This window comes from Stenotrophomonas sp. SORGH_AS_0282 (assembly GCF_030818125.1).
GTDB classification, from domain to species: domain Bacteria; phylum Pseudomonadota; class Gammaproteobacteria; order Xanthomonadales; family Xanthomonadaceae; genus Stenotrophomonas; species Stenotrophomonas rhizophila_A.
In genome coordinates, this window is record NZ_JAUTAB010000001.1 from 1,363,982 (window position 1) to 1,384,285 (window position 20,304).

19 protein-coding genes and 1 tRNA gene are annotated in these 20,304 nt (G+C 65.0%); 17 read left to right on the top strand and 3 right to left on the bottom strand.

Going from position 1 to position 20,304, the window contains the following annotated elements:
• Positions 1–9: 9 nt before the first annotated feature.
• From QE395_RS05915 to QE395_RS05925, 3 genes are read right to left on the bottom strand one after another with little or no spacing between them, the layout of a single operon-like run.
• On the bottom strand, positions 10–864 hold the full coding sequence (locus QE395_RS05915; protein ID WP_306987942.1) for a polysaccharide deacetylase family protein: 855 nt from the start codon (positions 862–864) through the stop codon (positions 10–12).
• On the bottom strand, positions 851–2,002 hold the full coding sequence (locus tag QE395_RS05920; RefSeq protein WP_306987944.1) for a glycosyltransferase family 4 protein: 1,152 nt from the start codon (positions 2,000–2,002) through the stop codon (positions 851–853). The genes QE395_RS05915 and QE395_RS05920 overlap by 14 nt, the downstream gene beginning before the upstream one ends.
• A 32-nt stretch (positions 2,003–2,034) precedes the next feature.
• Positions 2,035–3,900 carry a sulfatase-like hydrolase/transferase gene (locus QE395_RS05925; RefSeq protein ID WP_306987946.1) on the bottom strand — a complete coding sequence of 622 codons (1,866 nt, stop codon included), beginning with the start codon at positions 3,898–3,900 and terminating at the stop codon, positions 2,035–2,037.
• Between the two features lie 200 nt (positions 3,901–4,100).
• Between QE395_RS05925 and QE395_RS05930 the strand changes: the two genes are divergently transcribed.
• The 17 genes from QE395_RS05930 (at position 4,101) to QE395_RS06010 (ending at position 20,301) form a co-directional block, all read left to right on the top strand.
• Entirely contained in the window at positions 4,101–5,036 is a 936-nt protein-coding gene (locus QE395_RS05930) for a 2-oxoglutarate and iron-dependent oxygenase domain-containing protein (protein ID WP_068853418.1), read from the top strand.
• A gap of 287 nt (positions 5,037–5,323) precedes the next feature.
• Positions 5,324–6,079: a triose-phosphate isomerase gene (tpiA, locus tag QE395_RS05935; RefSeq protein ID WP_306987948.1), complete on the top strand. Its 756-nt coding sequence runs from the start codon at positions 5,324–5,326 to the stop codon at positions 6,077–6,079.
• A gap of 22 nt (positions 6,080–6,101) precedes the next feature.
• Positions 6,102–6,545, top strand: coding sequence for a preprotein translocase subunit SecG (gene secG, locus QE395_RS05940; RefSeq protein ID WP_093532795.1), 444 nt, complete (start codon positions 6,102–6,104; stop codon positions 6,543–6,545).
• Positions 6,546–6,606: 61 nt separating this feature from the next.
• Positions 6,607–6,691 (top strand) — tRNA-Leu (locus QE395_RS05945).
• A gap of 112 nt (positions 6,692–6,803) precedes the next feature.
• A complete protein-coding gene (locus tag QE395_RS05950; protein ID WP_026069699.1) occupies positions 6,804–7,160 on the top strand; it encodes an NADH-quinone oxidoreductase subunit A in 357 nt (118 codons plus the stop codon).
• Positions 7,151–7,705, top strand: coding sequence for an NADH-quinone oxidoreductase subunit B (locus tag QE395_RS05955; protein WP_017354657.1), 555 nt, complete (start codon positions 7,151–7,153; stop codon positions 7,703–7,705). The genes QE395_RS05950 and QE395_RS05955 overlap by 10 nt, the downstream gene beginning before the upstream one ends.
• Before the next feature lie 32 nt (positions 7,706–7,737).
• Positions 7,738–8,487 (top strand): NADH-quinone oxidoreductase subunit C, encoded by a 750-nt coding sequence (locus QE395_RS05960; protein WP_068853414.1) that lies wholly within the window; start codon positions 7,738–7,740, stop codon positions 8,485–8,487.
• Positions 8,484–9,791 (top strand): NADH-quinone oxidoreductase subunit D, encoded by a 1,308-nt coding sequence (locus QE395_RS05965; protein ID WP_068853412.1) that lies wholly within the window; start codon positions 8,484–8,486, stop codon positions 9,789–9,791. The genes QE395_RS05960 and QE395_RS05965 overlap by 4 nt, the downstream gene beginning before the upstream one ends.
• A 94-nt stretch (positions 9,792–9,885) precedes the next feature.
• Positions 9,886–10,413, top strand: a complete 528-nt coding sequence (gene nuoE, locus QE395_RS05970; RefSeq protein WP_070207226.1) for an NADH-quinone oxidoreductase subunit NuoE — start codon at positions 9,886–9,888, stop codon at positions 10,411–10,413.
• Positions 10,414–10,416: 3 nt separating this feature from the next.
• Entirely contained in the window at positions 10,417–11,757 is a 1,341-nt protein-coding gene (gene nuoF / locus QE395_RS05975) for an NADH-quinone oxidoreductase subunit NuoF (protein ID WP_093532774.1), read from the top strand.
• Positions 11,754–13,997: an NADH-quinone oxidoreductase subunit NuoG gene (nuoG, locus tag QE395_RS05980; protein WP_306987958.1), complete on the top strand. Its 2,244-nt coding sequence runs from the start codon at positions 11,754–11,756 to the stop codon at positions 13,995–13,997. Before nuoF ends, nuoG begins: the two co-directional genes overlap by 4 nt.
• Entirely contained in the window at positions 13,994–15,085 is a 1,092-nt protein-coding gene (gene nuoH / locus QE395_RS05985; RefSeq protein WP_306987961.1) for an NADH-quinone oxidoreductase subunit NuoH, read from the top strand. Before nuoG ends, nuoH begins: the two co-directional genes overlap by 4 nt.
• Positions 15,086–15,088: 3 nt before the next feature.
• Positions 15,089–15,577: an NADH-quinone oxidoreductase subunit NuoI gene (gene nuoI, locus QE395_RS05990; protein ID WP_068853404.1), complete on the top strand. Its 489-nt coding sequence runs from the start codon at positions 15,089–15,091 to the stop codon at positions 15,575–15,577.
• Between the two features lie 6 nt (positions 15,578–15,583).
• Complete coding sequence (locus QE395_RS05995) at positions 15,584–16,243, top strand: NADH-quinone oxidoreductase subunit J (protein ID WP_176472628.1); 660 nt, start codon at positions 15,584–15,586, stop codon at positions 16,241–16,243.
• Complete coding sequence (gene nuoK, locus QE395_RS06000; RefSeq protein WP_068853402.1) at positions 16,240–16,545, top strand: NADH-quinone oxidoreductase subunit NuoK; 306 nt, start codon at positions 16,240–16,242, stop codon at positions 16,543–16,545. Before QE395_RS05995 ends, nuoK begins: the two co-directional genes overlap by 4 nt.
• Before the next feature lie 7 nt (positions 16,546–16,552).
• Positions 16,553–18,769, top strand: a complete 2,217-nt coding sequence (gene nuoL / locus QE395_RS06005; RefSeq protein ID WP_306987964.1) for an NADH-quinone oxidoreductase subunit L — start codon at positions 16,553–16,555, stop codon at positions 18,767–18,769.
• 23 nt (positions 18,770–18,792) lie between these two features.
• Entirely contained in the window at positions 18,793–20,301 is a 1,509-nt protein-coding gene (locus QE395_RS06010; RefSeq protein ID WP_068853397.1) for an NADH-quinone oxidoreductase subunit M, read from the top strand.
• Positions 20,302–20,304 lie beyond the last annotated feature (3 nt).

Consider the following 20,304-nt stretch of genomic DNA (forward strand, 5'->3'; position numbering starts at 1 on the left):
TTTTTTGCGCTACGGTCCCGGCACCATCTTCTTCTGCTTCGCCTTGAACCGGTTGAACACCGGCGCGATCAATGGGTGGTAACTCCACGCGATGCGCTTGCGCAGCCAGCTGGCGGGGCGGTTGCGGATGGCGAAACGGTAGATGTGTTCCGGATCGCCGCCGACCACGTTGCGGCCGAACGGGTGGGTGGTGTGCAGGTAGCGGAAGCCCTGCGCGCGTGCGATGGGCAGGTAGTCCTCGTCGAAATCGCCGTAGGGCCAGCACAGCGTGTCGGACACTTCGCCGAGCTGTTCCTGCAGCACGCTGCGCGCCATTTCCAGGTCGCGGGTGATGCCTTCGCGCTTCTGCTCGCGGCTGATGTCCTGCTTCATCCAGCGCGTGTGGGTGTGGGTGTGGCAGTGCACTTCGAAGGTGCCGGCGTCGATCATGGCGCGCGCTTCGCTCCAGCGCATCATCACGTCGTCGTGGCGGTTCTCGCGCAGGATCGCCGCCTCACAGCCGCGGTGGTCGGGCGTGGCGGGCAGTGCCGCACCGGGCTGGCCGGCGTGCGGCCGTACCGGGCCTTCGCCCATCCAGCCGGTGACCACGAACACCACGGCGTGCATGCCGTACTTCTGCAGGATGGGGTGGGCGTACACCCAGTTGTCCAGGTAACCGTCATCGAAGGTGATCACGATGGACTTCCGTGGGACGGGCTTGCCGGCCAGGAAGCCGGCGTACTGCTCGAGCGTGAGCGAGGTCCAGCCGTTGCCGGCCAGCCAGGCGATCTGGCTTTCAAAATTCTCCGGCGACACCGTGATCATGCCCGGCGAGGGCGACACGTGGTGGTGCATCAGCACCGGCACGGTTCTAGCGTTGGCCATGGCCCAGTTCCTTCAACCACTGGTGGTAGTAGTGTTCGGTGGCTTCAGTGTGCCCGGTCGGGGTGAAGCGGTGCGCGCTGCGCATCCAGTCCCACCCGGCCTGGCCCATCTGCCGGCGGCGCTCCGGCTGCTCGACCAGGGTCTGCAGCGCGCGGGTGAGCGCGGCCCGGTCGCCGAGCGGGGCGAGCAGGGCATTGCTGCCTTCCACCAGCATCTCCGGCACGCCGCCGACGCGGGTGGCCACGATCGGCACGCCGACGTAGGCGGCCTCGAGGAACACCGTGCCGGCCGCCTCCTTGTGGGTGGCCAGGGCAAAGATGTCGAAGCCGGTCATCAACCGGCAGGCGCCGTGGCGGTAGCCGAGCAGGTGGACCTGCGCGGCGATGCCGAGCGCTTCGCGCAGCGCCTTGAGTTGATCCAGCACGGGCTGGCCGTCGCCCACGATCACCAGCTGCAGGTTCGGCTGCTGGCGGCACAGCGGGGCCATGGCGCGCAGCAGGTCGGCATGGCCCTTGGCTTCGCGCAGCACCGCGACGCAGCCGACGACGATCTGGTCATCGGTGAAGCCGAGTTCGCGGCGAACCTCGGCACGGGTTTCCTGCAGGCACTGCCAGGCATCATCACTGTGCGCCTGCGACCACTGCGGCGGCACGGCGATGGGCGGAACGATGCCGATGTGGCCGTCGGCCACGCCGCGGTGGACCAGCAGCTGCTTCACGAAGCTGCTCACGGTCAGCACCCGGTGCGGCAGGCCGGTGTAGGTGAGCAGGGAGTTGACCGGGCTCATCAGGTGCCGTGAGCGCACCACCAGCGGCGCGCCGGCCAGGCGCGCACCGGCGGCGGCAATGAGTGCGTCGCGGCGGCTGGTGGTGCTGACCACGTCATAGGTGTGCCGGCGCACCAGCCGTTTCACCGACCAGATGCCGCGCAGCAACCGCAGCAGCCCACCCATCTTCAGCGCATGCACGGTGAAGCCCGCTTCGCGCGCCACTTCGCCCAGGCGTGCACCGGGCTGGCACAGCAGCGACACGTCGTGGCCGCGCTCGCGCATGGCCAGCATGTGCCGGTAGATGTAGATCTCCTGGCCGCCAAATCCCTTGGCGGCTTCCGTGTGCAGGATTTTAAGGGGCTTGTTCATCATGAACGTTCCAGGGGTCTGGATAATCAACGTCATTGCTTGCGGAAGTGGGTCAACGCGTTCCAGGCAGTGCGCACTGCCGCCGGGTCCGGCGGCTGGTCGTGCAGGGGCAGGTAGTGGGCGTCCAGGGTGGTGGCGTTGCCGAACTTGTCGAATACGTAGGTGCGGTCGCCTTCACGGATGCCGCGCTGCGACCAGCTTTCCACCAGCAGGGGCCGCGCAGGGCGGGTGGCGTCGAACAGGTCCTGGCCGGTGCTGAAATCGGCCAGCGCGTTCTCGCAGCCCAGCCCGTGACGCATCAGGGTCGGCACCCAGTCTTCGTGGCTGCTGGCGGCGTCGTGCCGTGCCGGGTCACGCCCGGGCCAGTGCAGCACGAACGGCACCTGCATCTGGTAGTCAGAGAAGTTGCCGTTGTGGCCCCAGTAGTTCAGGCCCAGGTCGTTGAATTCTTCGGCGTGGTCGCCGGTGACCAGCACGATGGTGTTGTCGGCCTGGCCACTCTCGCGAAGGGTCGCCAGCAGCTGGCCGATCAAGGCATCGGTGTAATGCACGGCGGTGCGATAGCGGTTGCGCTCGGGCGTGGCGTCGTGCTCGTCGTCGAAGGCAAGGAAGTTCACGTCCGTGGCCATCGGCGTGGCCAGCGCAGGGTAGGCCTCCGGCAGGTGGTACGGCGCGTGGGTGCTGTCCAGGAACACCATGCCGAACCAGTGGCCGCCGCCGGGCTGGCGGATGTCCGCACCGAGCGCATCGACGATGTGCTGGTCACGCGCGGCGACCGCCAACGACGACGGCGCGGTATGCAGCTGGTCGCGTACCTGGGCGAACACGGTGCGGTCGAATTCGGGGCTGTACAGCGGTGCACTGCCGTACAGGTGCAGGTCGTAGCCCTGTTGCTGCAGCACCTCGAACAGGATCGAGCCGCGCTGTTCGCTGAGCATGCTGGACCAGTAGCCGCCGGGCAGGCCGTAGAGCAGGCCGAACAGGCCATAACGGGTGGCATTGCCGCTGCTGTAGTGGCGGTCGAACACCTCCGCTTGCTGCGCCAGCGCCCAGGTGTTGGGCATGGTGGTGGCATCCAGCGCGTCATGCCGCAGCGATTCGAGCACCACCACCAGCACATTGGGTCGGGTGTGGCTCTGGCAGCGCAGCGGCTGCAGCGGGTACTGCAACTGGCTGTGGCGCGGATCGGGCAGGTTGGCCTGCGGCAGGCTGCGTACGCCAAGGCGGTGCATGTGGCGCTTGGCGGTGATCGGCTGCGCCCACGGGAGGTAGGCCCACTGGCCGGTCACGGCACGCTCGCCCAGGGCGTCGTAATAGGCCGTGGCGATCTGGCCGGTAGCCATCAGCGCCAGTCCGGCAGCCCAGGCCAACAGCACCGGGCGGCGCCGGGCGCGGTCGGGCACCAGTTTCCAGCAGGCCCAGGCCAGCAGGACTTCGGCGGTGGCCACGGCCGCCAGCACGCCCAGCGACTGCAGCCAGCTCTGCCAGGACAGGGCCACCTGGTCCTGCAGCGCGCCCCCGAACACCATGTTCATCACCATGGCATTGAGGTGGAAGCGGTACAGCGCGAAGACCTTTGCATCCACCAGCAGCAGGCACAGCCACAGGCCCTGCAGCAGCACGGCGCTGACCACCAGCGGCCGCGGCGAGCGCGGCCACAGCCCCACGGCCAGTGGCAGCAGCGACACCAGGCTGCCGAAGGCAAGGAAATGACCCGGAAGGGCGAGGGCCAGATAGCCCAGCCCCAATGCGCCACCTGGGTTGTCCTGCAGGGGCGTGTTGCCCAAGGCGATGGCAATGGCCACGCAGGCGTTGATGGCGGTGAACAGGCTCAGCCAGCCCAGTCGCGTCCAGCGCGTGGGTGCGGGCGAAGGGGAGGCGGGGCGCGATACGTCCATGCAGGGTCGGTCAGATAGGGTGAATCGGAAGACGTGGCGGCGGCGTCCTGTGCCGCCCGGCCGCGTCGACGCGGTGGGCGGGCGCATTGTATCGGTTTGTATCAACCTATCGGCGGCGTCGATTGTCCGATCTGGCACAATGTTCAGCCGGGCCACAGGCGTGGCCCCGCATACCCACCACGAACAAGCCAGGAATCGCTGTGAGCCAGATCCCCACCCTCGACATCACCCGTTTCGACAGTGACCGCGATGCCTTCGTCGCCGAGCTGGGGGCGGCCTACCGTGAATGGGGTTTCGCGGGCATCCGCAACCACGGCATCCCGCAGGCGGACATCGACGCGGCCTACGACGTATTCAAAGCCTTCTTCGCGCTGCCGGAAGCCACCAAGCTGCAGTACCACCTGCCGGGCACCGGCGGTGCGCGTGGCTACACGCCGTTCGGGGTGGAAACGGCGAAGGGCTCCAAGCACTTCGACCTGAAGGAGTTCTGGCATATCGGCCGTGAGATCCCGGACGACTCGAAGTACCGTGACGTGATGGCCCCCAACCTGTGGCCGACCGAGGTCCCGGGCTTCAAGGAGAAGGGCTACGGCCTGTACCAGGAACTGGACAAGCTGGGCTCGCGCGTGCTGTCGGCCCTGGCGCTGCATATCGGCCTGCCGATCGATTTCTTCGCGGACAAGACCAACAACGGCAATTCGATCCTGCGCCCGATCCACTACCCGCCGATCACCGCCGACGACATCCCGAACGTGCGCGCGGGCGCGCATGGCGACATCAACTTCATCACGCTGCTGGTGGGCGCCAGCGCGGCCGGCCTGGAAGTGCAGTCGCACGAGGGCAAGTGGGTGCCGTTCACCTCGGACGCGGACACCATCGTGGTCAACATCGGCGACATGCTGCAGCGCCTGACCAACCACGTGTACCCGTCCACGATCCACCGCGTGGTCAACCCCCCGGGCGAACAGGCGCGCCAGCCGCGTTACTCGGTGCCGTTCTTCCTGCACCCCAACCCGGACTTCCTGATCGACGTGCTGCCGACCTGCATCACCCCGGAAAACCCGAGCCGCTACCCGGAGCCGATCACCGCGCATGGCTTCCTCGAAGAGCGGCTGCGTGAGATCAAGCTGAAATAAGAACAAGGCCACCGAAGGGTGGCCTTGTTCATTTCAGCGTAGCCCCGGCCGTTGGACGGACGCTCTTGGATCCGGGTCCATCAATCCGTGATGGTCCGGCCAACGGCCGGGGCTACGACCTGGTGCGGGCGTATCGGGATCGGGATCAATCAACCATGGGCCCATCGCGGATCCGGTGGGCTGGTCCGACCTGTATCCAATATCCATTTGAAATGTAAGCGTTTTCGGGAAACGCGCATTCGTTACATCCGGTATCATTGCCGGCTGATACCCCAAAGGAGCCCCCCATGCGCCGCAAGATCGTCGCCGGTAACTGGAAGCTGCACGGCAGCCGTCAATTCGCGACCGAGCTGGTCAGCGATATCGTCGCCAGCCTGCCGAAGGGTGGGGTAGAGGTCGTCATCCTGCCGCCGCTTCCGTACCTGGGTGAGCTGGTCGAGGCCTTCGAGGGCCGTGCCGTCGCTTTTGGCTCACAGGACGTCAGCTCCAACGAAAAGGGCGCCTACACCGGCGAAGTCTGCGCCGCCATGCTGGCCGACGTCGGTGCCCGCTATGGGCTGGTCGGCCATTCCGAGCGTCGCCAGTACCACAATGAGAGCAGCGAGCTGGTGGCCCGCAAGTTCGCCGCCGCCCTGCATGCCGGCCTGGTGCCGGTGCTGTGCGTGGGCGAAACCCTGGACCAGCGTGAGGCTGGCCAGACCGAAGACGTCATCGCCAGCCAGCTGGCGCCCGTGCTGGAGCTGGTCGGCCCGGCCGGCTTCCAGCATGCCGTGGTGGCCTACGAGCCGGTCTGGGCCATTGGCACCGGCCGCACCGCTACCAAGGAGCAGGCCCAGCAGGTCCACGCGTTCATCCGTGGCGAAGTGGCCAAGCTCGATGCTAGAATTGCCGATTCGTTGCCCATCCTGTACGGCGGCAGCGTGAAGCCCGACAACGCAGCGGAACTGTTCGCGCAGCCCGATGTCGATGGTGGGCTGGTGGGCGGCGCCTCGCTGGTGGCCGCGGATTTCCTGGCCATCGCCCATGCGGCGGCCGCTATTTGACATGCCCGAGGGCGGATTCGAAATGCTGATGTTGATCCTCAATGTGGTCTACGTGCTGGTCGCGGTGTCCATGATCGCGCTCATCCTGATGCAGCGTGGTTCCGGCGCGGCCGCAGGCTCGGGTTTCGGTGCCGGCGCTTCGGGCACGGTGTTCGGCGCGCGCGGCGCGTCCAACTTCCTGTCCAAGTCGACCAAGTGGCTGGCCGTGGTGTTCTTCGGCATCAGCCTGTTCATGGCCTGGTACGCCAGCCATGGCGCGCGCCCGGCGGTCCAGCAGGACCTCGGCGTGATGTCTGCCCCGGTGGCGCCTGCCGCGCCGGCGGTTCCCGCTGGCGAGATGCCGGCCGTGCCGAAGGCCCCGGAAGCCGCTGCCCAGCAGCCGGTTCCGCAGGCTACTGTGCCGGCTCAGGCGGAAACGCCGAAATCGGGTGAAGAAAAGCCTTCGGAAGGCTCCCAGACTCCCTGAAGACGGTTACAATATGCGGCGCGTTGGGGGATTCGATTGGAACTCCCGGCGCGATACGTAAGCCCAGGTGGCGGAATTGGTAGACGCACTACCTTGAGGTGGTAGCGACTTAGGTCGTAGGGGTTCGAGTCCCCTCTTGGGCACCATTTTGTTTGTAAGCGGATACGTCTGGCGCGCAAAGCGCCAGTAGCGTTTTCCGTCCACTCCCCCATGCCAAGACGCCTGCAGGCGTGGCGGCAGAGGCAAGAGAGAATCGCTGTGCTGGCCGAATATTTGCCGTCTCTGCTGTTTCTGATTGTTGCCACCGGTATCGGCGTTGCGCTGATGCTGGTCGGCCGGTTCCTCGGTCCCCGGCGTCCCGATCTGAAAAAGCTCTCGCCGTACGAATGCGGCTTCGAGGCTTTCGAGGACGCGCGCATGAAGTTCGATGTGCGCTACTACCTGATCGCCATCCAGTTCATCGTATTTGACTTGGAAATCATCTTCATCGTGCCGTGGACCCAGGTCTTCATGGAGCTGGGCGCACGTTCGCTGGTCACGATGGGCCTGTTCGTGGGCATGCTTTTCCTCGGTTTCATTTACGTCTGGAAGAAGGGAGCGCTGGAATGGGAGTAATTCAGACTCTCGATGGCCTGATGAACAACCCGGTCCCGGAAGGGCGGGTCGATGACATCCTTCGCCCCGAAGGCGACAACCCGCTGCTCGAGAAGGGCTATGTGACCACCAGCGTCGACGCGCTGTTGAACTGGGCACGTACCGGCTCGATGTGGCCCATGACCTTCGGTCTGGCCTGCTGCGCGGTTGAAATGATGCATGCCGGTGCCGCGCGCCTGGACCTTGACCGCTACGGCGTGGTGTTCCGCCCGTCGCCGCGCCAGTCCGACGTGATGATCGTGGCCGGTACCCTGGTCAACAAGATGGCCCCGGCCCTGCGCAAGGTCTACGACCAGATGCCGGACCCGAAGTGGGTCATCTCCATGGGCAGCTGCGCCAACGGTGGCGGCTACTACCACTACTCGTATGCAGTGGTGCGTGGTTGCGACCGCGTGGTGCCGGTGGACGTGTACGTCCCCGGTTGTCCGCCTACCGCCGAAGCGCTGGTGTACGGGATCCTGCAGCTGCAGAAGAAGATCTGGCGTACGCAGACCATCGCCCGCTGACATTCCTCCTGACAAGAGCACGCCAAGCCCCCATGGCAGAGCAAGCATCCTTCATCGACCGACTTTCCGCACGTTTCGCTGGTGCGCAGGTCTTCGTGGTCGAACCCCGCGGCGAAGTGACGCTGGAAGTGCCCGCCGCTGACTGGCATGCCACCGCTCTGGCGCTGCGCGACGAATTCGGTTTCGAGCAGGCCGTTGACCTGTGCGGCCTGGATTACCTCGGCTACGGCAGCGACGAGTGGGACACCTCCGATGTCTCCTCGCAGGGCTTCAGCCGTGGCGTCGAGGGCAAGTCCGTCGGCCGTTTCGCCTGGGGCGAGTTCCCCACCCGCGAAACCAGCGATGGCGCCCAGCCGCAGCCGGTGCCGCTGCAGCGCTACGCCGTGGTCGCCCAGCTGCGTTCCTACCAGCACAACCTCACCATGCGCATCCGCTGCTTTGCGCCGAACGAGGAACTGCCGGTGGTCGCCTCGCTGACCAGCGTGTGGCCGGGCCTGAACTGGTTCGAGCGCGAAGCGTTCGACCTGTTCGGCGTGATCTTCGAAGGCCACCCGGACCTGCGCCGCATCCTGACCGACTACGGCTTCGTGGGGCATCCGTTCCGCAAGGACTTCCCGCTGATCGGCAACGTCGAAGTCCGCTACGACGAAGAAAAGAAGCGCGTTGTCTATGAGCCGGTCACCTCGGTCGAGCCGCGTGTCGGCGTGCCGCGCGTGATCCGTGACGACGCCCGTTTCCAGACCGCTGCCGGCGAAAGCGCGCAGACGGAGGCAAGCAAGTGAGCCAGATCCACCAAGCCCACCAGGCGTTTGCGAGCAACCCGGCCGAACTGCGCCAGGAAATCCGCAACTACACCATGAACTTCGGTCCCCAGCATCCGGCCGCGCACGGTGTGCTGCGCCTGATCCTGGAAATGGACGGCGAAACCATCATGCGCGCCGACCCGCACGTCGGCCTGCTGCACCGTGGTACCGAAAAGCTGGCCGAATCCAAGCCGTTCAACCAGTCCATCGGTTACATGGACCGCCTGGATTACGTGTCCATGATGTGCAACGAGCACGCCTACGTGCGCGCCATCGAAACCCTGATGGGAATCGAAGCGCCCGAGCGTGCCCAGTACATCCGCACCATGTTCGATGAGATCACCCGCATCCTGAACCACCTGATGTGGCTGGGTTCCAACGCGCTCGACCTGGGCGCGATGGCGGTGATGCTGTACGCCTTCCGCGAACGCGAAGAGCTGATGGACTGCTACGAAGCGGTCAGCGGCGCGCGCATGCACGCGGCGTACTACCGTCCGGGCGGCGTCTACCGCGACCTGCCGGACCAGATGCCCAAGTACAAGGAATCGCGCTGGCACAAGGGCAAGGCCCTGAAGAACCTCAACGCCTCGCGCGAAGGTTCGCTGCTGGACTTCCTGGAAAACTTCACGGTCGAGTTCCCCGGCCGCGTCGACGAATACGAAACCCTGCTCACCGACAACCGTATCTGGAAGCAGCGTACGGTCGGCATCGGCGTGGTCAGCCCGGAACTGGCGCATGCCTGGGGCATGACCGGCGTGATGCTGCGTGGCTCGGGCGTGGCCTGGGACCTGCGCAAGAAGCAGCCGTACGCCAAGTACGATGCCGTGGATTTCGACATCCCGCTGGGCAAGGAAGGCGACTGCTACGACCGCTACCTGGTCCGCGTGGCCGAGATGCGCGAATCCAACCGCATCATCAAGCAGTGCGTGCAGTGGCTGCGTGCCAACCCCGGCCCGGTCATGGTCAAGAACTTCAAGGTCGCCCCGCCCAGCCGCGAGGACATGAAGGACGACATGGAAGCGCTGATCCATCACTTCAAGCTGTTCAGTGAAGGCTACTGCGTCCCGGCCGGCGAAACCTACGCCGCGGTCGAAGCGCCCAAGGGCGAATTCGGCTGCTACCTGATGTCCGATGGCGCCAACAAGCCGTTCCGCGTGCACCTGCGCGCGCCGGGCTTCGCCCATCTGTCCTCGATCGACTCGGTCGTGCGCGGTCACATGCTCGCCGACGTGGTGGCCATGATCGGCACCTACGACCTGGTGTTCGGCGAGGTGGACCGGTAATGGCCACCGCATGCACGATGCCTGACACCCGCCGGCTGCTGCCGGCGCTGCAGGTTCTGGTTTTTAACGATTTGGTATTCGCTGAGGTCGGCCGATGAAGGCGACGGGTAATTTCGAGGCGGCGCGCGACGTCGACCCGATGGTGGTGTTGAGCGACAAGACGCGCGCGCACATCGATCACTGGCTGTCCAAGTTCCCGCCGGACCGCAAGCGTTCGGCGGTGCTGCAGGGGCTGCACGCCGCCCAGGAACAGAACGCCGGTTGGTTGACCGACGAGCTGATCGCCGGCGTGGCCAAGTACCTGGACCTGCCGCCGGTGTGGGCCTACGAAGTGGCCAGTTTCTACTCGATGTTCGAGCTGGAAAAGGTCGGCCGCCACAACGTTGCCTTCTGCACCAACATCAGCTGCTGGTTGAACGGCGCCGAAGACCTGGTCGCGCATGCCGAGAAGAAGCTCGGCTGCAAGACCGGCCAGTCCACCGCCGATGGCCGCATCTACCTCAAGCGTGAAGAAGAATGCCTGGCCGGTTGCGCCGGTGCGCCGATGATGGTCATCAACGGCCATTACCACGAGCGCCTGACCGTCGAGAAAGTCGACGAGCTGCTGGACGGGTTGGAGTAAGACATGGCACATCATCACGCACCCCAGGGTCCGGTCGGTCCCGCACCGCTGCCGCACCAGGTGGTCTACACCACCTTGCACTACGACACCCCGTGGTCGTACGAGAACTACCTCAAGACCGGTGGTTATGCCGCCCTGCGCAAGATCCTCGAAGAGAAGATCTCGCCGGAGCAGGTCATCGAGATGGTCAAGCAGTCGAACCTGCGCGGCCGCGGTGGCGCCGGCTTCCCGACCGGCCTGAAGTGGTCCTTCATGCCCAAGGGCACCATGCAGAAGTACATCCTGTGCAACTCGGACGAATCCGAGCCGGGTACCTGCAAGGACCGCGACATCCTGCGCTACAACCCGCATTCGGTGGTGGAAGGCATGGCGATCGCCTGCTACGCCACCGGCAGCACCGTGGGCTACAACTACCTGCGCGGTGAGTTCCACCACGAGCCGTTCGAGAACTTCGAGCAGGCCCTGGCCGACGCGTATGCGAACGGCTGGCTGGGCAAGGACATCCTCGGCAGCGGCGTGGACATCGACATCTATGGCGCGCTCGGCGCCGGCGCCTACATCTGCGGCGAAGAAACCGCGCTGATGGAGTCGCTGGAAGGCAAGAAGGGCCAGCCGCGCTACAAGCCGCCGTTCCCGGCCAACTTCGGCCTGTACGGCAAGCCGTCGACGATCAACAACACCGAGACCTATGCCTCGGTGCCGGCGATCATCCGCAACGGCCCGGAGTGGTTCCAGGGCCTGAGCCTGACCAAGAACGGCGGCCCGAAGATCTTCTCGGTCTCCGGTTGCGTGCAAAAGGGCGGCAACTTCGAAGTGCCGCTGGGCACCACCTTCGACGAGCTGCTGGAAATGGCCGGCGGCCTCAAGCCGGGCCGCACCCTCAAGGGCGCGGTGCCGGGCGGCGTCTCGATGCCGGTGCTGAAGGCCGAAGAGCTCAAGGGCCTGCAGATGGACTACGACACCCTGCGTGCCCTGGGCACCGGCCTGGGTTCGGGTGCCATCGTGGTGCTCGACGACAGCGTCTGCTGCGTCAAGTTCGCCTGCCGCATCAGCCAGTTCTTCCACAAGGAATCCTGTGGCCAGTGCACCCCGTGCCGTGAAGGCACCGGCTGGATGCACCGCGTGCTCGAGCGCATCGTCGCCGGCAAGGCCACCATGGAAGACCTGCACCAGTTGAAGGCAGTGGCCGGCCAGATCGAAGGCCACACCATCTGCGCGTTCGGTGAAGCGGCGGCATGGCCCATCCAGGGCTTCCTGCGCCAGTTCTGGGACGAATTCGAGTACTACATCGTCAACGGTCATTCGATGGTTGACGGCAAGAAGGTGGAGGCAGCCGCCGCATGAGCGCGCAACCCAACAATCCTGGTGGCACCCCGGCGATCGTGCCGGAAGGGCATGTGACCGTCGAGATCGACGGCCAGTCCCTGGTCGTGCCCAAGGGCTCGATGATCATCCAGGCCGCCGACAAGGCGGGCATTTCGATCCCGCGCTTCTGCTACCACGAGAAGCTGCCGATCGCGGCCAACTGCCGCATGTGCCTGGTCGACGTTGAAAAGTCGCCCAAGCCTGCGCCGGCCTGCGCCACCCCGGTGATGGATGGCATGAAGGTCGCCACCCGCAGCGAGAAGGCCTTGAAGTTCCAGCGTTCGGTGATGGAGTTCCTGCTCATCAACCACCCGCTGGACTGCCCGATCTGCGACCAGGGCGGCGAGTGCGAGCTGCAGGACGTCTCGCTCGGCTACGGCCGTTCGGTGAGCCGCTTCAATGAGCGCAAGCGCGTGGTGCCCGACGAGGACATCGGTCCGCTGGTCGCCACCGAAATGACCCGCTGCATCCAGTGCACCCGCTGCGTCCGCTTCACCGCCGACGTTGCCGGTACCTACGAACTGGGTGGCATGTACCGCGGTGAAAACCTGCAGATCGGCACCTACGACGGCAAGCCGCTGACCACCGAGCTGTCCGGCAACGTCGTCGACGTCTGCCCGGTCGGCGCGCTGACCAACAAGGTGTTCCAGTTCCGCGCCCGTCCGTGGGAACTGACGGCGCGCGAGTCGCTGGGTTACCACGACGCGATGGGCTCGAACCTGTTCCTGCACGTGCGCCGCGGCGAAGTGCTGCGTTCGGTGCCGCGCGACAACGAACTGGTCAACGAATGCTGGCTGTCCGACCGCGACCGTTATTCGCACCAGGGCCTGTACAGCGCCGACCGCGCCGTCAAGCCGCTGCGCAAGGTCAACGGCGAATGGCAGGAAGTGAGCTGGGCTGAAGGCCTGGCCGCTGCCCGCGAGATCCTGTCGGCCAACAAGGGCGACGACCTCGGCGTGCTGGTGCACCCGTCGGCCTCGAACGAGGAGGGCGCCCTGCTGGCCCGTCTCGCCAGCGGCCTGGGCACCGGCAACATCGACCACCGCATCAACAACCGCGACTTCTCCGACGCCGCCACTGCCGAGATCTTCGGCCTGTCGCTGGCCGAGATCGAAGGCGCCGACAGCATTGTCGTGCTCGGCAGCAACATCCGCCACGAGCTGCCGCTGCTGCACGCCCGCCTGCGCAAGGCGCAGACCACGCGCAACGCGAAGATCCACGCGATCAACCCGGTCGATTTCGATTTCGCCTTCAAGCTGGCCGGCAAGCAGATCGTGGCCCCGTCGAAGTTCGTCCAGGCCCTGGGCAACGCCGAGCTGCGCCAGGCCGTGACCGGCACTGCCGTGCTGATCGTCGGTGGCATCGCCGAAAACCACCCGCAGGCCGCCGCGATCCGCGCTGCCGCGCGTGATTTCGCCGCCGCCACCGGTGCCAAGCTGTGCCGCATTCCGCAGGGCGCCAATGCCGTGGGCCTGTCCCGCGCCGGCGTGCTGCCGGCCGGCAGGGACGTCAACGCCATGCTGGCCCAGCCGCGCAAGGCCTATGCCCTGTACGGCATCGAGCCGGGTTTGGATTTCGCCGATACCGCCGCCGCCCGCAAGGCGCTGGCCGGTGCCCAGGTGGTGGCTTTCAGCCAGTTCGCCTGCGCCTCGACCCGCGATGTGGCCGATGTGATCCTGCCGATTGGCGCGCTGCCGGAAATCGACGCCACCCTGACCAACCTCGATGGTCGCGAGCAGTCGGCCCGTGCCGGCGGCAAGCTGCCGGGCGAGGCCCGTGAAGGCTGGCGGGTGCTGCGCGCACTGGGCGGCGAACTGGCCCTGGCCGGTTTCGAGTTCACCGACCTGGCCGGCCTGCGTGCCAGCCTGGCTCCGGTCAGCGTCACCGTGTCCACCTCGGCGGCAACGCCGGTGACCGGCGACGGCCTGGAAGTGGCGTCCACCGCTGCGATCTACCGCACCGATGCGGTGGTCCGCCGCGCCCAGGCGCTGCAGTCGCACCCGCTCAACGCCGCGCCGCGCATCGTGCTCAATGCCGATGACGCCGCCCGCCTGCAGCTGGTCGAAGGGCAGATGGCCAAGGTCGGCACCGATGCCGGTCGCGCCACGCTGCCGGTGGTGGTCGACGCCCGCGTCGCCGCGGGCTCGGTCTGGATTGAATCGGGCCACGGTGCAACCGCACCGCTGGGTGCCGCACGCGTAACGGTGGTGGCTGCATGAACGAATTGCTGTTGAACGCGGTCGACCCGCTCCACCAATGGCTCCTGGGCCTGGGTGAAATCGGCGCGCTGCTGTGGATCGTGCTGAAGATCCTGGTGATCGCCATGCCGGTGATCATCGCGGTGGCGTTCTTCGTGGTCTGGGAACGCAAGCTGATCGGCTGGATGCACGTCCGCCACGGCCCGATGTACGTGGGCATGGGCATCTTCCAGGCCTTCGCCGACGTCTTCAAGCTGCTGTTCAAGGAGATCATCCAGCCGGCGAGCTCGCACAAGGCGATGTTCGTGCTGGCGCCGCTGATCACTCTAGCACCGGCCTTCGCGGCCTGGTCGGTGGTGCCGTTCGATGCACAGGTGGTGCTGTCCAACGCCAACGCCGGCCTGCTGTACCTGCTGGCGATGACCTCGCTGGGCGTGTACGGCATCATCCTGGCCGGTTGGGCGTCCAACTCCAAGTACGCGTTCCTGGGTGCCATGCGCGCCTCGGCGCAGATGATCAGTTACGAAATCGCCATGGGCTTTGCCCTGGTCGGCGTGATGATCGCCGCCGGCAGCCTGAACCTGAGCAACATCGTGATGGCGCAGGCCGGTAACTCCGGCTTCTTCGACTGGTTCCTGATTCCGCTGTTCCCGCTGTTCATCGTGTACTGGGTGTCCGGCGTTGCCGAAACCAACCGCGCGCCGTTCGACGTGGTGGAAGGTGAATCGGAAATCGTCGCCGGCCACATGGTCGAGTACTCCGGCGGTGCGTTCGCGCTGTTCTTCCTGGCCGAATACGCCAACATGATCCTGATCAGCTTCCTGATCTCGATCTTCTTCCTCGGCGGTTGGCTGAGCCCGTTGCAGGGCTGGATCACGGCGGACATCTCGCCGTGGATCGACTGGATCTGGAAGGGCGGTGCCCCGTGGCTGCTGTTGAAGGTGTTCTTCTTCGCCAGCGCCTACATCTGGTTCCGTGCCAGCTTCCCGCGTTTCCGTTATGACCAGATCATGCGTCTGGGCTGGAAGGTCTTCATCCCGCTCACCATCGCGTGGATTGCGGTAACGGCTGTGATGGTGTTCTACGGCGTGATCCAGAAGGGCGTCTAAGTGATGAATCGAATTACCCATTACTTCAAAAGCCTGCTCCTGCTCGAGCTGCTCGGCGGTCTGTGGCTGACCCTGAAGTACACGTTCAAGCCCAAGTACACGCTGATGTACCCGATGGAGAAGTTCCCACAGTCGCCGCGTTTCCGTGGCCTGCATGCGCTGCGCCGCTACCCCAACGGGGAAGAGCGCTGCATCGCCTGCAAGCTGTGCGAAGCGGTGTGCCCGGCGCTGGCCATCACCATCGATTCGGCCAAGCGCGAAGACGGCACCCGCCGTACCACCCGCTACGACATCGATCTGTTCAAGTGCATCTTCTGCGGCTTCTGTGAAGAAAGCTGCCCGGTGGACTCGATCGTCGAGACCCATATTCTCGAGTACCACTTCGAGAACCGTGGCGAAAACATCGTTACCAAGCCGCAGCTGCTGGCCATCGGTGATCGGCTTGAAGCCGAAATCGCCGAGCGTCGTGCCGCCGATGCCGCTTTCCGCTGAGGTTGAATGATGGATTGGGTAAATATCTTCTTCTGGGTCTTCTCCATCGTGGCGGGCATTTCCGCTGCGGCGGTGATCAGCGTGCGCAATCCGGTCTACGCCGTGCTGTGCCTGATCCTGACCTTCTTCTCCGTGGCCTGCATCTGGATCCTGGTCGGGGCTGAATTCCTCGGCGTGGCACTGGTCCTGGTCTACGTCGGCGCGGTGATGGTGCTGTTCCTGTTCGTGGTGATGATGCTCGACATCGACGCCTCCAACCTGCGCGAAGGCTGGGTCCGTTACCTGCCGCTCGGGCTGGTGGTCGCGGTCACCATGCTGGTGCAGATGCTGATCCTGATCGGCGTGAAGGGCAGGGCGGTCAACCCGCTGCCGGCCGACAACGCCGCTGCGCTGGCCGCCGACAGCTCCAACATCACCTGGCTGGCACGCAGCCTGTTCACCGAATACCTGCTGCCGTTCGAGTTCGCCGCCGTCATCCTGACCGTGGCCGTGGTCGCCGCCGTGATGCTGACCCTGCGTCGCCGCACCGGCCTGAAGACCCAGAACCCGACCGAGCAGACCATGGTCAAGGGCCGCGACCGCCTGCGCGTGGTCAAGATGGCGTCGGAAACCCCGGTGGTCCACACCAACACCAAGCCGTCCAGCAACGAGGAGGCTGCCCCGTGATCACCCTCGGTCATATCCTGGCACTCGGCGCGCTGCTGTTCTGCATCAGCCTTGCCGGCATCTTCCTCAACCGCAAGAACATCATCGTGCTGTTGATGTCCATCGAACTGATGCTGCTGTCGGTGAACATCAACTTCGTCGGGTTCTCGCGCGAAATGGGTGACACGGCCGGGCAGCTGTTCGTGTTCTTCATCCTCACCGTGGCCGCGGCCGAGGCCGCGATCGGCCTCGCGATCCTGGTAACCCTGTTCCGTACCCGCCGCACCATCAATGTCGGCGAAGTCGATTCGCTGAAGGGCTGATCCGTAGATGGAAATTACTCTCTCCAAGAGTCTGTTGATCGCAGTGGTGCTTGCACCGCTGGTCGGCAGCATCATCGCTGGCCTGTTCGGTCGTCAGGTAGGGCGCATCGGCGCGCAGACCGTCACCATCCTGGGTGTCGCGGTCAGCTGCGTGCTGTCCAGCTACGTTTTCTACCAGCTGCTGTGGGGTGGCGCGCAGCCGTTCAACCAGAACGTCTACACCTTCTTCGAGGTCGGCCAGTATTCGGCGCATGTCGGTTTCATGATCGACAAGCTGACCGCGATGATGATGGTCGTGGTCACCTTCGTGTCCTTCCTGGTCCACGTGTACACCATCGGGTACATGCAGGATGACCCGGGTTACCAGCGCTTCTTCAGCTACATCTCGCTGTTCACCTTCTCGATGCTCACCCTGGTGATGAGCAACAACTTCCTGCAGCTGTTCTTCGGCTGGGAAGCAGTGGGCCTGGTGTCGTACCTGCTGATCGGCTTCTGGTTCAAGCGCCCGACCGCGATCTTCGCCAACATGAAGGCGTTCCTGGTCAACCGCGTGGGTGATTTCGGCTTCATCCTGGGTATCGCCGGCGTGCTGTGGGTGTTCGGTTCGCTGGACTACGCCACCGTGTTCGCCAATGCCTCGGACATGCTGGTCAACAGCCAGTACTCGCACATCCAGGTGTGGTCCGGTGCGATCAGCCTGTTTGGCAGCACCATCCAGATCACCGAGGCACCGGTCATCTGGGCGACCGCCACCATCATCTGCATCTGCCTGTTCATCGGCGCCATGGGCAAGTCGGCCCAGGTTCCGCTGCACGTGTGGCTGCCGGACTCGATGGAAGGCCCGACTCCGATCTCGGCGCTGATCCACGCCGCGACGATGGTCACCGCGGGCATCTTCATGGTCACCCGCATGTCGCCGCTGTTCGAGCTGTCGCAGACCGCGCTCAACTTCGTGCTGTTCATCGGTGCCACCACCGCGTTCTTCACCGGCCTGATCGGCATCGTGCAGAACGACATCAAGCGCGTCGTCGCGTACTCCACGCTGTCCCAGCTGGGTTACATGACCGTGGCGCTGGGCGTGTCGGCCTATTCGGCGGCCGTGTTCCACCTGATGACCCACGCCTTCTTCAAGGCGCTGCTGTTCCTCGGCGCGGGCTCGGTGATCATCGCCATGCACCACGAGCAGGACATGCGCAAGATGGGCGGCCTGCGCAAGTACATGCCGATCACCTTCATCACCATGTGGATCGGTACCCTGGCCCTGGTCGGTACGCCGTTCTTCTCCGGCTTCTACTCCAAGGACACCATCATCGAGGCGGCCAAGCATCACGCCGAGTTCTCGTCGAGCTGGGTGGCGACCTATGGCTACTGGGCCGTGCTGGGTGGCGTGATCGTCACCAGCTTCTACAGCTTCCGCCTGCTGTTCCTGACCTTCCATGGCAAGGAGCGCTTCCGCGACGCGCATGATGACCACGCGCATGGCCATGCCCATGACGATCACCATGCCGCTGATGCGCATGCAGATGCCCATCATGCCGACGCCCACCACGGTGACGCGCACCATGACGACCACGGCCATGGCCACGGTCCGCATGAGCCGCACGAAACCCCGTGGGTGGTGACGCTGCCGCTGATCCTGCTGGCGATTCCGTCCATCTTCATCGGTTTCTTCAGCATCGGTCCGATGCTGTACGGCACCGACTGGGCCGGTCACCATGCCGAGCACGGCATCCCGGGCCAGGTGCATTCCTTCTTCACCGGCGTGGTCGATTTCTACGACCCGGCGCGCAACACCATTGGCGCCCTGGCTGAAGAATTCCACGGTCCGATCGGCTTCGTTGGCCATGCCATGAAGGGCCCGGCCGTGTGGCTGACCCTGGCAGGCTTCCTGCTGGCGGTCCTGTTCTATCTGTGGAAGCCGGAACTGGCAACCCGCGCGCGCAAGACCTTTGCGCCGCTGGTGTCGGTGCTGGAGAACAAGTACGGGTTCGACAAGCTCTGGATCGGCGGTTTCGCCGGTGGCGGCATCAAGCTGGGCAAGGTTTCGCGCGCGATCGACACGAACATCGTCGATGGTGTGGTGGTCAACGGTTCGGCACGCCTGATCGATCTGGCGGCCAACCTGCTGCGTCGCACCCAATCCGGTTTCCTCTATCACTACGCCTTCGCGATGATCATCGGCCTGATTGCCCTCCTGGGCGTCCTGATGCATTACCTGCGTTGATGACCTGTACGGAATAAGAAGACGTGTCGAACTGGCCTCTACTCAGTGTTCTCATCTGGCTGCCGATCCTCGGCGGTGCCTTGATCCTCGCCATCCGTGATGCGCAGACCGCCCGTTGGGCGTCGCTGGGCGTGGCGGTGCTGACCTTCGTGATCAGCCTGTCGCTGCTCAGCGGCTACGACGTGGCCAACGACGCACTGCAGTTCGTCGAGACCCGCGCCTGGATCCCGGCCTACGACATCGGCTACAACCTGGGCGTGGATGGCATCGCCATCGCGCTGATCCTGCTGACCACCCTGGTCTCGGTGCTGGCGCTGATCGGTGCCTGGAGCGCCATCGACAAGCGGGTCAACCAGTACGTGGCCGCCTTCCTGATCCTGGAAGGCGTCACCGTGGGCATCTTCGCTGCGACCGACGCGATGCTGTTCTACGTGTTCTTCGAAGCGATGCTGATCCCGATGTTCCTCATCATCGGTGTCTGGGGCGGCCCGCGCCGCATCTACGCCGCGCTGAAGTTCTTCCTGTACACCTTCCTCGGCTCGGTGCTGATGCTGGTGGCGCTGATCTACCTGTACCTGAAGGGCGGCAGCTTCCAGCTGGCCGACCTGTACCAGCTCCAGCTGTCGGCCCAGGAGCAGACCTGGATCTTCTTCGCGTTCCTGATCGCCTTCGCGGTCAAGGTGCCGATGTTCCCGGTCCACACCTGGCTGCCGGACGCCCACGTGGAAGCGCCGACCGCCGGTTCGGTGATCCTGGCCGCCATCGCCCTGAAGATCGGTGGCTACGGCTTCCTGCGCTTCAACCTGCCGATCGTGCCGGATGCTTCGCAGGAATGGGCATGGCTGGTCATCGCGCTGTCGCTGATCGCAGTGATCTACGTCGGCCTGGTCGCCCTGGTCCAGGACGACATGAAGAAGCTGATCGCCTATTCGTCGATCGCGCACATGGGCTTTGTCACCCTGGGCACCTTCATCGCCCTGTGGCTGGTGCGTGATGCCGGCAACGCCGATGCAGCCCGCCTGGGCCTGCAGGGTGCGATGGTGCAGATGGTCTCGCACGGCTTCGTGTCCGGCGCGATGTTCTCCTGCGTGGGCGTGCTGTACGACCGCATGCACAGCCGCCGCATCGCCGATTACGGCGGCGTGGTCAACGTGATGCCGTGGTTCGCCACCTTCGCGATGCTGTTCTTCATGGCCAATGCCGGCCTGCCGGGCACCAGCGGTTTCGTGGGCGAGTTCATGATCATCATGGCCAGCTTCCAGCGTAATCCGTGGCTGGCCCTGGCCGCCGCAACCACGCTGGTCATCACCGCTGCCTACACGCTGTGGCTGTACAAGCGCGTGTTCTTCGGTGAAGTGGCCAATGCGCATGTGGCCGAACTGAAGGACATCAACGGCCGTGAGTGGCTGGTGTTGGGTGTGTTCGCCGTGGGTACGCTGGCGCTGGGTCTGTATCCCAAGCCGCTGACCGACCTGATGGAACCCTCGATCGCGAAGCTGGCGATGCAGATCGCATCCAGCAAGTTGCTGTAATTC

Bases quoted from the DNA above. Each gene is read 5' to 3' on its own strand.
- QE395_RS05915 (WP_306987942.1), bottom strand. From the start codon at position 864: ATGGCCAACGCTAGAACCGTGCCGGTGCTGATGCACCACCACGTGTCG.
- QE395_RS05920 (WP_306987944.1), bottom strand. From the start codon at position 2,002: ATGAACAAGCCCCTTAAAATCCTGCACACGGAAGCCGCCAAGGGATTT.
- QE395_RS05925 (WP_306987946.1), bottom strand. From the start codon at position 3,900: ATGGACGTATCGCGCCCCGCCTCCCCTTCGCCCGCACCCACGCGCTGG.
- tpiA (WP_306987948.1), top strand. From the start codon at position 5,324: ATGCGCCGCAAGATCGTCGCCGGTAACTGGAAGCTGCACGGCAGCCGT.
- secG (WP_093532795.1), top strand. From the start codon at position 6,102: ATGCTGATGTTGATCCTCAATGTGGTCTACGTGCTGGTCGCGGTGTCC.
- QE395_RS05955 (WP_017354657.1), top strand. From the start codon at position 7,151: ATGGGAGTAATTCAGACTCTCGATGGCCTGATGAACAACCCGGTCCCG.
- QE395_RS05960 (WP_068853414.1), top strand. From the start codon at position 7,738: ATGGCAGAGCAAGCATCCTTCATCGACCGACTTTCCGCACGTTTCGCT.
- nuoE (WP_070207226.1), top strand. From the start codon at position 9,886: ATGAAGGCGACGGGTAATTTCGAGGCGGCGCGCGACGTCGACCCGATG.
- nuoF (WP_093532774.1), top strand. From the start codon at position 10,417: ATGGCACATCATCACGCACCCCAGGGTCCGGTCGGTCCCGCACCGCTG.
- nuoG (WP_306987958.1), top strand. From the start codon at position 11,754: ATGAGCGCGCAACCCAACAATCCTGGTGGCACCCCGGCGATCGTGCCG.
- nuoH (WP_306987961.1), top strand. From the start codon at position 13,994: ATGAACGAATTGCTGTTGAACGCGGTCGACCCGCTCCACCAATGGCTC.
- nuoI (WP_068853404.1), top strand. From the start codon at position 15,089: ATGAATCGAATTACCCATTACTTCAAAAGCCTGCTCCTGCTCGAGCTG.
- QE395_RS05995 (WP_176472628.1), top strand. From the start codon at position 15,584: ATGATGGATTGGGTAAATATCTTCTTCTGGGTCTTCTCCATCGTGGCG.
- nuoL (WP_306987964.1), top strand. From the start codon at position 16,553: ATGGAAATTACTCTCTCCAAGAGTCTGTTGATCGCAGTGGTGCTTGCA.